Source organism: Prosthecodimorpha staleyi (genome assembly GCF_018729455.1).
In the GTDB taxonomy this organism is placed as follows: Bacteria; Pseudomonadota; Alphaproteobacteria; order Rhizobiales; family Ancalomicrobiaceae; genus Prosthecodimorpha; species Prosthecodimorpha staleyi.
In genome coordinates this window covers 1-12444 of sequence record NZ_JAHHZF010000005.1, presented here as the reverse complement: position 1 = coordinate 12444, position 12444 = coordinate 1, and the positions used below count along the sequence as shown (strand labels likewise).

The 12444-nt window shown below is 68.0% G+C and carries 8 protein-coding genes and 1 tRNA gene; 3 read left to right on the top strand and 6 right to left on the bottom strand.

The genetic code is table 11. The annotated features are described in order from the left end of the window. Positions 1–80: 80 nt before the first annotated feature. The 4 genes from KL771_RS10740 to KL771_RS10725 form a co-directional block, all read right to left on the bottom strand. Complete coding sequence (locus KL771_RS10740) at positions 81–1475, bottom strand: alpha/beta hydrolase family protein (protein ID WP_261968562.1); 1395 nt, start codon at positions 1473–1475, stop codon at positions 81–83. A gap of 729 nt (positions 1476–2204) precedes the next feature. Continuing rightward, positions 2205–2711 (bottom strand): YciE/YciF ferroxidase family protein, encoded by a 507-nt coding sequence (locus KL771_RS10735; protein ID WP_261968561.1) that lies wholly within the window; start codon positions 2709–2711, stop codon positions 2205–2207. 82 nt (positions 2712–2793) lie between these two features. Then, on the bottom strand, positions 2794–3726 hold the full coding sequence (locus KL771_RS10730; protein WP_261968560.1) for a hypothetical protein: 933 nt from the start codon (positions 3724–3726) through the stop codon (positions 2794–2796). Between the two features lie 686 nt (positions 3727–4412). Beyond that, a complete protein-coding gene (locus KL771_RS10725) occupies positions 4413–5087 on the bottom strand; it encodes a TetR/AcrR family transcriptional regulator (RefSeq protein WP_261968559.1) in 675 nt (224 codons plus the stop codon). A 316-nt stretch (positions 5088–5403) separates the two neighbouring features. On the opposite strand from KL771_RS10725, the gene KL771_RS10720 reads away from it, so the two are divergent. From KL771_RS10720 to KL771_RS10710, 3 genes are read left to right on the top strand one after another with little or no spacing between them, the layout of a single operon-like run. After that, positions 5404–6624, top strand: coding sequence for an efflux RND transporter periplasmic adaptor subunit (locus KL771_RS10720; RefSeq protein WP_261968558.1), 1221 nt, complete (start codon positions 5404–5406; stop codon positions 6622–6624). Position 6625: 1 nt separating this feature from the next. Next, positions 6626–8602: a MacB family efflux pump subunit gene (locus KL771_RS10715; RefSeq protein WP_261968557.1), complete on the top strand. Its 1977-nt coding sequence runs from the start codon at positions 6626–6628 to the stop codon at positions 8600–8602. Continuing rightward, on the top strand, positions 8556–10331 hold the full coding sequence (locus tag KL771_RS10710; RefSeq protein WP_261968556.1) for an efflux transporter outer membrane subunit: 1776 nt from the start codon (positions 8556–8558) through the stop codon (positions 10329–10331). Before KL771_RS10715 ends, KL771_RS10710 begins: the two co-directional genes overlap by 47 nt. 320 nt (positions 10332–10651) lie before the next feature. Here KL771_RS10710 and KL771_RS10705 read toward each other — a convergent pair. Further along, positions 10652–10727 (bottom strand) — tRNA-Lys (locus KL771_RS10705). 334 nt (positions 10728–11061) lie between these two features. After that, positions 11062–12249, bottom strand: coding sequence for a hypothetical protein (locus tag KL771_RS10700; RefSeq protein ID WP_261968555.1), 1188 nt, complete (start codon positions 12247–12249; stop codon positions 11062–11064). Between the last annotated feature and the right edge of the window lie 195 nt (positions 12250–12444).

The window sequence follows — 12444 nt, the reverse complement described above, 5'->3', positions numbered from 1 at the left end:
CCGCGAAGCGAATTCCGGCCGCGCTCGGATCCCGTTTGGATCGAGCGCGGCCGGATTCAGAAGCGACGGGGCCTTCGCGGCTATTTGTTCAGGCTCGTGAACCAGTCGACGACATTTTCCTGACCATCGAGCGTCGACCCGTCGCCGTAGAGCGAGGCCAGGAATGTGCCGCGATGGCTGGCGCCCGCGACCGCAGCCCCGCTGGCAAACCGGCCGCCGGCGGCTAGCGCCCGGCGCGACATGGCCGGCCGGATCGCCTCGTCGGCCAGCCCGTAGTAGAAGCGGATCGGCGCATCGTAGCGTTGGACGTTGGCGATGTTGAGCCCGATCTGCCTCAGGAAGGCGCTGTTGCGATCATCCGTGAAGCGGTCGAAGAAACCGGGTACGAGCAGGGTCTCGCCGCTGGGGAACGGTTTGGATCGATCGAAGTCCAAGGCATAGTCGGCCCAGTATTTGAGCGCGAGATCGTGGAATTCGGGCCTTGTGGCGCTTTTGATCAGTCCATCGAGACCATAATACTGTTGATAGCTGCCCAGCGCGATTATCATGCAGAGCGAGATCCAGTTTGGGGCAGCCGGATAGTCCTTGGCGCCCTCGAGCGGCGGAAAGGTCTGGGCGCCGGCCCAGTAGCGCCAGGATTCGGTCAGATCGTTGAATGGGCTCTGCACGGCCGAGGCCGTGATGGAGCGCGACTGACGGCGCAGGTCCTGGTGCAGCCACTGCGTATTGAGGGCGCCCTGCGACCAGCCGTTCAGGAACAGCCGGCCGGGCTCCGCCTTCAGCGACTTCATCGCTTCGAGGCCGGTCTCCAGGATGTCCAGGCAGGTGCGCACGGTCGCATCCTTGACCGCATAGGCCTCGCCCCGCCCGGCCCTGAAGGGACCCTTGCCGAGATAGTCGGCGGCGATCACCGCATAGCCCTGGGCGGCGAAGCGCTGGATGTTGAACAGCGTTTCCAGAGAATCCTTCTCGTCGCTCATCCGATACGCCGGATCGGCCAGCAGGACCATGTTGGACGGAACCTGATCGAACGACAGAATGGTGCCGTGCTGCCATGACACCACCGGCAATGGCCCGGTGACGCCGACCGGCAAGGCCAGAAGCCCGCTGATCTTGACCGTCTCGCCGGTCTCCGGAACGGTCGTCGTGGTCACGAGGCGGTGCAGGTCGACATCGTAGCGGGCGCCGTGACGGCGAGCGTCGAACGCGGGCAGGATGACGGGCCGATTAAAGTGCGGGAAGGCCTCGGCCACCATGGCGTCGAGGCGGGCGGCCGTCACACGGGCCGTGGCGTCGATGAGGCCCTTGGCCTTGGTGGTGCCGTCGGCGCGAGCCGCCCCGACCCACGACAGGCCAGCGGCGACCGCGCAGGCGCCCTTCAGCAGGTCGCGCCGGCTCCCCGCGATCGGGACCCGCCCGCGGGTCGGTCCGGCAGCAGATCCGGACTGCGGGAACTGTGTCGAGGATGCCGTCATGTGCGTTCGTCCTGTTCTTGGGCTTGGTCTCGAAGACATCGTCCCAGTCGTTTCCGCCCCACGGTGTTCCCGGTGTCCGGCGCGGGGCGCGATCGGCGGCCGCCGACCGCCGGGAGGCGCGCTCTTCGACAGGGCGGCTGTCGGGTCGGTCTTGCGAGGGATCGTAAGGGAAGGTCGGTTACCGATTGGGCTCTTGCCGGCGTCGGCGCTACCGCCATGTTGGGCCGGCCATGCCGGGATCGAGCGGGCCGGGCGACTGGGGCAGCCCCAACGATCAAAGATTGTCCTGTACGCCGAAGGGATTACGCCGAGCCGCACGCGTCGCGCGGCGTCGGGTGCCCGATATGCGGCAAATCGCCGCATCTGAATTCGGTACTCCGATTTGTTTCTGGAAATTCAAAAAGCAATATATCTCAGAGGGATAATGGAATATCCGAACCGGTCCCGCCGGGGCTTTCGAGCAGACGGTCGCCCTGCGGCGGGCGGCGTCGAAGCTGCCGTGCCGACCCGTCGGGGCAACGCGCCGCTCGGTTGCGAGCAGGGTCTGCGGCCGGCTTGGCGGCGACCAATATGCGTCGGACAATCGAACGCCGTGGCGGCGTCGGCAGACGTCGCCACGGCGCCGATCCTCTTCCGGATCGGAGGCATTCGGTCCCGCTTCGACGGCGGAGGCGTGTGATCGAACCGACGGGCTCGCCGCCGACCGTCACGCCTCCAGCCGTCCGTAGATCAGGCGGCGGCCTTCTTCGCCTTCGCCTTGGCGTTGGCGGAAGCGTCCGCCAGTCCGGTCAGGGCCTTGTCGGTCGACTTTTCCTCCTCGAGCGTCTCGGCGAGGAGCTTCGCCGCCTCGGACATGCCGAGGTCCTGCGCCCAGCGATGCAGGGTGCCATAGCGGGTCATCTCGTAGTGCTCGACCGCCTGGGCGGACGAGATCAGGCCAGCGTCGAGGGCGGGCGAGCCCTTGTACTCCTCCAGGATGTCCTCACCCTCATCGAGGATGCCTTCGATCGCCGCACAGGTCTTGCCGACCGCGCGTTTGCTGAGCAGTTCGAAGATCTGCTGCAGCCGCTCGATCTGGCCCTGGGTCTCGTCGCGATGCTTCTCGAAGGCCGCCTTGAGTTCCGGCGAAACCGCGCCGCGCGCCATCTTCGGCAGTGCCTTCAGGATCTTGCGTTCGGCGTAGTAGATGTCCTTGAGGGTGTCCAAAAAGAGATCGTCGAGGGTCTTGGAGACCATGATGGTGTCCTCCGGTTTGCTGGGGGGAGATGGTTTCGGGATCGGGTGCCCGAACCCGGCAGGCCGGGGCCGGGCCGTTCGGTCAGGCCAGCGCCGGCCGGTGCCCGCCGACGGTGGCGAGCGTGGCGTCGTCATCGTCGCGCAACCGTGCGCCAAGGGCGGCCGCCACGCTGGCGATGAAGGCGCCGATCATGAGAGCGAGCGCGGTGGTGAAGGCGAGGGCGGCGCTGGCCTTGCGGGCCGAATCGGCCGCCTGCCGGGCCCTGACCTTGGCCTCCTCGACGCGGGCCAGAACGGCGTCGACGCGGGTTTTGGCGTCGGCCTCGTTCAGTCCGGTGCGGGCGGCGACCAACTGGGCCAGGTAGGTCCGGTCTTCCGGGCGGATGTCGCCGGTCGCGCCGGTGACGAGGATTCGCGTCGCCTGTGCGGCGGCCGCCCCGGCGCCATCGGCCTCAGGGCCCGACAGCCGCGCCGGATCGCTCGGGCGGAACAGGGTGTCGACGAAATAGGACGTGGCGACGGACGCGGTTCCGGGGCCGACATTGGCCGCAGCTCCGGCGGACGCACCCGCCACGGCACCGGAGGCGAGACCCGCCGCCACCCTGGCGCCGCCCGAGAGGACGCCGGCCAGGCCGGAGCCGAGCATGCCGACGACCAGCAGCGTCGCCAGCGCCCAGGCCATGAAGCCATGCGCGGTGTCGCGGAAGAAGACCTCGTCGGTGTGCAGCGCCGCCCATCGGGTGCGCAGTCGGCCGGTCAGATAGCCGCCGACGCCCGCCGAGGCCCATTGGACGATGATCAGCCAGATGACGGTCGAGACCGCCAGGGTGGTCAGGCCGACGCCCTCACCGGACCAGGGCGAGACCATGGTCAGGCCCAGTCCTGTGCCGATCAGGGTCAGCACGACCGATATCGCCGCAGCCGCCACGGCGCCCGCGATGATGGCACCCCAACTGGTTCCCGAAGTGCGCGAGTCCGCCGCGCCCTGCGGGATCGTGTTCAGTGTTCCCTGCATGTCCGGCCCCTATCGCATGAACAGGAACAGGAGCAGGATGATCGGAATCGGAACCCCGATGAGCCACAAAAGAATGCCGCGCCCCATGATGATCTCCCGTCTTGATGGTTTGGAGACGGAAGAACGCGGCCGGTCGGAGTGGGTTCCTTGGGAAAGCAGGGAATGTCTGCAAATTGTCGTCGGCCGAATGCTTAAGCTTGAGCCCAGGCTCGGGCGTGACAATACGGAAGCTCATTCCGATCTTGAAGTATTATTGATGTTTCCCCATCAGTCGATATGACAGATATCTTACCGATGATACTGCTGTACGGAGTGTGAGCGGTCTTTCGTTTGCTCCAGTGCGTGCGCCCAGGATTTGTCCATGACGATCTGAAATGACCCGGAGCGGCAGGTACCGGAGGCAAAAAGCTTTCGGGTACGATCAATCCGATTTGACGGCTTTGTCGCTCATTGGTTGTTGTTCGCTCGTTGCGATCGGGTCGTGTTGTGGCTCCGAAATTGCCAAGTCTAGCGACGGCGGGCGACGGAATCGGGTTGCTCCCGCTTCCAGGCTGCGAACGCATCGGCGAGAATGCGACCACATCGCGCGTCCCCGCGTCCCGGGCGAAAACCGGTCCGCCGTCTTGGCGATGACGGCCGCGCATTCCCGGGCGTTGACGACCCCGTCGGATCCGCGGCGGGACGGTTCACCGGGGCGCCGGCCGCCGTTCGTCCTGGAGGGGGGCGGCGGGCAGGCCTTGGCGCGGCATGGTGCCGCGCAGGAACACGGCAATGCAGGCTTTCAGGCGCCGGCGCCGCGCTTCCGGATCTTCCGGTTCGCCGGGTCGCGGCGGCCGGCGGCCGGAGCCGAAGACCATGTCCATGAGAATGCCCGCGGCAAGACCGGCGTCGTCGAGCACGAGTTTGCCCGCCGCCGCCCACTGCTGCAGGCGTTCTGTCAGATCGCGCCGCGACCGCTCCGCTCCATGGACAAAGATCACCTCGTGCAGCTCGGGATGGGCCGCGGCCTCGAAGAAGGCCATTTCGAGCAGTGCGTGGCGTTCCCGGTCCTGATCGGCGTCGATGTCGAGGCGAACGATCACCCGTAGCGCCGCCTCGACGTCGCACGCGTCGAGATCGTCCGGAAAGGCCAGCATCGAATGGCGATGGGCCTCGACCACGGCAGCGAAAAGCTCCAGCTTGTTGGCGAAGAAGCGGTAGAGCGTCTTTTTCGAGACGCACCCGCGGGCAGCCACCTCGTCCATCGTGGACCGTCCGTAGCCGCGTTCGAGGAAGACGCCGCGCCCGATGTCGACGATACGGTCCCGCTGCTCGGCATCAGGCGACACCTTGGGCCGCCCGCGTTGTCGCTTCTCCACCACAGCGCTCGCTTCTCCCGCCTTCGCCCGCCATCGGCTCGTCCGCGACCCCTGCCGTGCCCGTGCGAGCTTGACGGTGCCGCCAATTCCAGGAATAAAGATACGATGGCGTATCCAAATATGCCAGTCTCGTTTCGTCCTGCTGGCTCTCGGTTTGGGGGTCTCGCCCCGATCGACCGAAACCTTCAGGGGATGGAGTGTGCAAACGATGTTCGCAAACCGACTTCCGGCCGTGGCGTGAGCTGCGCCGGCGGCCCCGACAGGATGGGGGGCCGGGAGGCCCGTTCCTCTCGCCCCAAGTCCGTCCAGGAGCTCCCGCATGACCCCCACGATCCGTACGCTGATCGCCGGCCTCGGCGTCGCCGGTCTCCTCGCAGGCCTGTGGTGGTGGCGCGGCGTCGGCGCGCGCGATCCGCTCGCCGACCTCCTTGTCGCCGAAGCGACCGTCGCCGATCTGCAGCAGACCGTGCAGGCGACGGGCACGCTGCGGCCGGTGCGTCTGGTGGCCGTCGGCGCCCAGGTGTCGGGTCGCATCACGGCGATGAAGGTGGCGATCGGCGACACCGTGAAGGCCGGCGACCTCGTCGCCACCATCGACAGCGTCACCCAGGAGAACGACCTCAAGAGCGCCGAGGCCGCGCTTGCCGACGTGCGCGCCCAGAAGCGCCAGAAGGAGGCGAGCCTCGTCTATGCCGAGGCGGTGCTCGAACGCGAGACAGCCACCTATGCCAAGCAGGCGAGTTCGAAGGACGCCCTCGAAAGCGCCCGCGCGACGGTGGCCACCACCCGCGCCCAGATCGATTCCCTCACCGCCCAGATCGCCCAGGCCGAGGTCAAGGTCGACACCGCCCGGGTCGATCTCGGCTATACGCGCATCGTGGCCCCGATCGACGGCACCGTGCTGCTGGTGGTCACCCAGGAGGGCCAGACCGTTAACGCCGTGCAGTCGGCGCCGACCATCGTGGTTCTCGGCCGCATCGATCGCATGACGGTGCGCGCCGAGATTTCCGAGGCCGACGCGCCCAAGGTCCGGCTCGGTCAGCCGGTGGTCTTCTCCATTCTGGGCGACTTCGACCGCCGCTGGGAGGCGAAGCTCGAATCGCTCGATCCCGCCCCCGACACCCTGCGCTCCGACAGCCAGATCACCTCGTCGACCACCTCGACCGCGTCCAGTTCCTCCTCGTCCTCGTCGTCCAGTTCATCGGCAATCTACTATTACGGCCGCTTCGACGTGCCCAATCCGGACGGCGTGCTGCGCACCTACATGACCGCCCAGGTCAAGGTGATCCTCGGCGAGGCCAAGGGCGTCGTCACGGTGCCCACCGCAGCGCTCTCTTCGGCACGTGTGGGATCGGAGCGCACCGTCGAGGTGATCGGCGCCGGCGGGACGACCGAACGGCGCAGGGTCGAGGTCGGTCTCGACGACAAGGTCCGCGCAGAGATCCGCTCCGGGCTCAGGGCCGGCGAAAGGGTCGTCGTCGGCCGCCGTTCGGCCGAGGCCAAGGCGTCGTCGATGCCCGGCCCGCCCGGAGGGCTGTGACATGCGCGACGAGCCGATGATTTCGCTGCATGGCGTCGGTCGGGAATACCCGGCCGGCGAGGGCACCGTCGCTGTGCTCGCCGACATCGATCTCGACGTGCGCGCCGGCGAGTTCGTGGCCATCATGGGCGCCTCGGGTTCCGGCAAGTCGACCCTGATGAACATCCTCGGCTGCCTCGACCGCCCCTCGAGCGGCGCATACCGCTTCAAGGGCCGCTCCACCGCCGAACTCGACCCGGACGAACTCGCCGAACTCAGACGCGAGCACTTCGGCTTCATCTTCCAGCGCTATCACCTGCTCTCGGAACTTTCCGCGGTCGGAAACACGGAGATTCCCGCCATCTATGCCGGCACCCCCGGCGCCGTGCGGCAGGAGCGCGCCGCCGCCCTGCTCACCCGCCTCGGCCTTGCCGACCGTATCGCCCATCGCCCCGGACAGCTTTCCGGCGGCCAGCAGCAGCGCGTCTCGATCGCCCGCGCCCTGATGAACGGCGCCGACGTGGTCCTCGCCGACGAGCCGACCGGCGCGCTCGATCGCCGCTCCGGCGAGGAGGTCTTGAAGATTCTCGCCGAGCTCAATGCCGAGGGCCACACGGTGATCCTCGTCACCCACGACGCCCAAGTGGCCCGGCGCGCGCGCCGCATCGTGGTGATTTCGGACGGCCGCATCGTCTCCGACGAACCAAATCCGGCCGAGAGCGGCGAGGACGGCCCGGCCGGCGCCAGCCTCGGGACCGGGCCGGGACCGACCCCGCCGAGTGTCGGGCGCCTGCGCGCCTTCGTCGCCCGCTTCGAGGAATCGTTCCACATGGCGATACTCGCCATGCTGGCCCATCGCATGCGCACGTTTCTCACCATGCTCGGCATCGTCATCGGCATCTCGTCGGTGGTGGCCATGGTGGCGCTCGGCGAAGGCTCGCGCCAGAAGGTCCTGTCCAACATCTCGAGCCTCGGCACCAATACGTTGGAGATCTTCCCGGGCAAGGACTTCGGCGACGTGCGTTCGGCCCGTATCAAGACCCTGGTCCTCGCCGACGCGGAGGCGCTCGCCCGCGAGACCTGGGTCGCCGGCGTCACCCCCACGGTCTCGACCTCCTCCACCCTGCGCTATGGTGCGATCGAGGCCAGCGCGCAGGTCAACGGCGTCGGCCCCGACTATTTCGAGGTCAAGGCGACGAAGCTGAAGACCGGCCGCTTCTTCGACGCCGGCGCCGCCCGAGCCATGTCGCAGGAAATCGTGATCGACGAGAACAGCGCCAAGACGCTGTTTCCCGACCCGAGCGAAAGCCCGATCGGCAAGGTGATCCTGGTCGGCAAGGTGCCGTGCACGATAATCGGCGTCACCCAGAAGCAACAGGGTTTCGGCGCCAGCGGCAATCTCTCCGTCTTCCTGGCCTACACAACCGTGCAGGTGCGTTTCCTGGGCGACACCTCTTTGCGCTCGATCCTGCTGCGCGTCGCCGACACCGTCGACACCACCCTGGCCGAACAGGCCGCCACCGCATTCCTGATCCGCCGTCACGGCACCAAGGACTTCTTCGTCCTCAATACCGACGACATCCGCCAGACCATTACGGCCACCACGACGACGCTCGCCCTGCTGATCGCCGCCATTGCGGTCATCTCGCTGGTGGTCGGCGGCATCGGGGTGATGAACATCATGCTTGTGTCGGTGTCGGAACGGGTGAAGGAGATCGGGGTGCGCATGGCGGTCGGAGCCCGGCGCTCCGACATCCTGCGCCAGTTTCTGACCGAGGCGGTCCTGGTCTGCCTCATCGGCGGCGTGCTCGGCGTGGCGGTCGCCTTGGCGGCCGGCTTCGTCTTCGCCCTTCTCGGGTCGACCTTCGTCTTCGTCTATTCCGCAACGACCATCCTGGCCGCCTTCGGCTGTTCCACCCTGATCGGCGTCGTCTTCGGTTGGCTGCCCGCCCATGGCGCGGCGCGGCTCGATCCGGTCGCCGCCCTCGCGCGAGATTGAAATCATGACGATCAACGGAGATCCTGCCAGGCTCGGGCGGCCCTGCTACCGTCACGCGGACCCCGTTCCGCCGGGCGGCACTCAGTGCCCAAGGGCATCCCGTGCGCGCATGACGGGCAGGGTCCAGGCGGCAACCGTTCCACTGCCCGTTGGGCCCCAACCGCACATACGGGGGGCAGCCCAACGCCGAAGCCCTGGTTGCGAACGGCCGCTCACCGCGGGGGCTGGCGGTTCCCGGGCCCGGTGGACCGGCATCGCATACGCCAGCTGTCTCGTCGCCGTACTGGTCCTCGGCGGATGTGCCGTCGGTCCCGACTATGCCGGCCCTCCGGCGGCGGACCTGCCCGCCCGTTGGCATCGGGCGACCGACCAGACGACCGCAACACCGCCCGCACTGGCGGAATGGTGGCGCGACCTGCACGATCCCCTGCTCGACCGGCTGATGGCGCAGGCGGTGGACGGCAATCTCGATGTCGCTTCCGCCAAGGCGAAGATCCGCGCCGCCCGAGCCCTGCGTCGGGAGGCGATCGGCGGTCTCCTGCCGACGGTCGAGGAAACCGCTTCGGCGACCCGCCAGCAGACGACGACCACATCGAGCGTAGGCGCCATCACCCCCGTATCGAACCTCTTCCAGGCCGGTTTCGACGCCAGTTGGGAGATCGACCTCTTCGGCGCGGAAGCCCGTACCGTCGAGGCGGCGAGCGCCAATGTCGAAGCGGCCCGAAACGATCTCGATTCGACCCTGCTCACCTTGGTCGGCGATGTCGCGTCGACCTATGTCGAAGCGCGCGGCTACCAGGCGCGCATCGCCCTCGCGCGCCGCACCGCCAAATCCCAGCGGGAGACGGCGGCGCTGACCCGCACCAAGTTCGACATCGGGTCGGCATCCGCCGTCGACAGTTCGAAGGCCACGGCGCAGGCGGCGAGCACCGAGGCCAACATTCCCGGACTTGAGTCCTCGCTGTCCCAGGCCGTCCATCGCCTGGCGATCCTGACCGGTCGGGAGCCGGGCACGCTGATCGGGGCCATGGCGAAGGGCGGACCGATCCCGTCGCCCCGTCGCGGCCTGCCTTCCGGCATTCCTGCCGACGTGCTCGCCAACCGTCCCGACATCCGCGCCGCGGAACGACGCCTCGCTCAGTATACGGCGAAGGTCGGCGCCGCCGAAGCCGCGCTCTATCCCAGCGTCGGTCTCACCGGGTCGGTCTCGACATCGGCCACTCGCGTCGGCGATCTCGGCAAGGCCTCGACCATCGCCTGGTCGTGGGGGCCGTCGGTAACGATCCCGATCTTCGAGGGCGGCCGGCTGGTCGCCGCACGCGACGAAGCCGCTGCGGTTCGCGATCAGTATTTCATCGCTTGGCGCCAGAGCGTCCTCACGGCGCTCGAAGATGTCGAGAATGCGCTTGTCTCGCTGGCCAAGGAGCGCAGCCGCTCGCGCAGCCTCGCGGAAGCCGCGAACCAGTACAGGCGCGCCGCAACCCTGTCGCGAACTCTCTATCAAAGCGGCAGTTCGAGCTTTCTGGGCGTGCTCGACGCGGAGCGCTCGCTTTACTCGGCCGAAGATGCGCTCATCCAGAGCCGCGTCGCCATCGCCACCGACCACATCGCCCTCGCCAAGGCCTTGGGAGGTGGATGGACCCGGGCTCTCGACACGACAAAACCCGAGGTGTCGGACACGAACACGCAACCCCATCTTCGCCCCGCGACCGCAGCGATCGACCCATGACGCGACGGGCCGGAAACGGCATCGTAATGGGGATCCGCAGTCTCAAAGCTCGCGGCCATTGCGGTGACCGGTTTGGCGCGCCCCCATGCACGGCCGCGGAGAGCGCCGTCATTCCGGGTCGGCGCCTGAAGACGGTGGAAAGGGAGCCTGCACGTCCGCGCCCTGGACCAGTTGGCGGCCCGCGCCGAGATCGCAATTCTGAAGCCGGAAGCGAAACCAACGGCGCGCAAGTCGCCCAACCGAATTCCCGATCGCCGCCACCCGCGTTCGGTGACGGGTCGGAGGTGCCTGAAAGATACTAGAAATCTTCGAGAGGGAGGTGGTGGGCGCGACAGGGATCGAACCTGTGACCCGCTGATTAAGAGTCAGCTGCTCTACCAACTGAGCTACGCGCCCGCCGTTTCGGTGTGGCCTTGGCGGCCGGCCCGTCTGCGGTGGGCATCCGTATAGCGACACCCTTCGGGCTGTGCAACACCTAATCCGGCTTCCCCGGTGGAAAACTGCAAGCGCCTGGAAATGCGGGCGGATCGGGCTACCCGGGTCGTTTTGAGGGGTGGCGGGCCAGGCGCGGCGGCGGCGATCCGGAGGCGCAGGCGTCGCAGCGGGAGGCGGGATCCAGCGGCGGAGGCGGCGCCGATCCCGGCGCTGCGGCGATGGGAATCCAGGGGTGATCCCGCCGCGCAGGCGTCGCTGCACCGGCCTGGATTCCCTCACGCCGGCGGCCGGCGGGTCAGCCGCGGCGGGGCCCCGAACGGCGGAACAGCCGCTTCACGCGGTGCCAGTATTTCTGGGCGCCGCGCAGCGGGGCGGGGATGCGGGTGCGGCGGTTTTCCGGCACCATCACATCGCCGAGCGCCTCTTCGAGCGCGCGGGCGAGGTCCTGCAGGGTCTCGGTCGACCAGGCCGGGGCGGGCGCCTCCGCGGGCGGATAGGCCGCGGCGAACAGATCCGGCTGGCCGAGATGCCGCCGAAGCCATTCGATGTCGTCCATCGAATGACGCCAGATGGTATCCAGCATCGGCTTCGGCAGGGACCATCTGGTACCGCGGATGTTGCGGATCGCCTGACGGATCGGAAAACTGCTGCTGGGATGCCGGTAGCGCTCGGCCGCCTCGGTCAGCGCATCGAGGCTCGGTGCGGCTGCGCGTGGCGGGGCGCCCTCGGCGGCGCGCAGGCGGTCCTCGACGATGTCGTAATGGGCCTGCAGGAGAAGCAGGGCCTCGGTCGGCGCGCCGCGATTGCTGAAGCTGCCGTGCAGGGCCTCGGCCAGCCCCGGCTCGGCGCCGATCGCGGCACAGAAGTCGGCCAGCAGGTCGCCGTTGACGAAGACCTTTCGGTCGAACAGACGCAGGTCGACATTCTCCCGGCCGAAGGCCTCGCAATACGCCTCGGCGCTGGCGCGGTAGTGCGGCAGCAGCTGCGCGTCGGCCGGCCGCTCCTCGAGTTCCCGGGCGAGCTGGTCCTGGGTGATGCCGCGCTTCATCAGTTCCTGGGCGCGGCTGGACGCCCAGCTGGTCGGATCGCGCAGATAGGCGACGACGCGGACCTCGTCGAAATGCGGGCGGACGAAATCCCTGAGCGCGGCGCATTTCTCGCGCCCGTAGCGGAACAGGCCCTGGCCGCTGATCACCACGGTCGGCGCGCGCGGGCTCTGCAGGCGTTCGCGCACCGCCGCGATGACGGTGGCGGCGTCGTAGTTGGTGTCGCGCCGCTCGATGCCGAGGATGCGCGTCACGTCGCCCTTGAGCGGCTCGACCTTGTTGGTGGCGACCACCGTCATCAGGCGCGAATGGTTCTGGCCCATATCCAGATAGTCGATGCCGTGCCGTTCCAGGATCGGGCGCGAGGCGTCGAAGGTCGTCTCGATCGAGGTCGAGCCGGTCTTGGACATCCCGATGTGAAGGACAAGTCTGGGCATCGGCGGCGAGGCTCCGGCGGGTCGAGGATACCAGCCGGGTTGGTAAGGCCGGCCCTCCGGTTTGGCAACCTGGTGCGGGGCCATCCGGGCCGGCATGCCTGTGGTTCCGGCGGGATTCGCATCCCCCTTCCCAACGGATTGTCGGGTGGCAAGATGGTTCGGGGTTGCGAGGCTTAACAAGTCGGGGCGAGGCTT

What these genes read in the sequence shown, in the direction of transcription:
- KL771_RS10740 (WP_261968562.1), bottom strand. Translation starts at nt 1,475, where the DNA reads ATGACGGCATCCTCGACACAGTTCCCGCAGTCCGGATCTGCTGCCGGA.
- KL771_RS10735 (WP_261968561.1), bottom strand. Translation starts at nt 2,711, where the DNA reads ATGGTCTCCAAGACCCTCGACGATCTCTTTTTGGACACCCTCAAGGAC.
- KL771_RS10730 (WP_261968560.1), bottom strand. Translation starts at nt 3,726, where the DNA reads ATGCAGGGAACACTGAACACGATCCCGCAGGGCGCGGCGGACTCGCGC.
- KL771_RS10720 (WP_261968558.1), top strand. Translation starts at nt 5,404, where the DNA reads ATGACCCCCACGATCCGTACGCTGATCGCCGGCCTCGGCGTCGCCGGT.
- KL771_RS10715 (WP_261968557.1), top strand. Translation starts at nt 6,626, where the DNA reads ATGCGCGACGAGCCGATGATTTCGCTGCATGGCGTCGGTCGGGAATAC.
- KL771_RS10710 (WP_261968556.1), top strand. Translation starts at nt 8,556, where the DNA reads ATGGCGCGGCGCGGCTCGATCCGGTCGCCGCCCTCGCGCGAGATTGAA.
- KL771_RS10700 (WP_261968555.1), bottom strand. Translation starts at nt 12,249, where the DNA reads ATGCCCAGACTTGTCCTTCACATCGGGATGTCCAAGACCGGCTCGACC.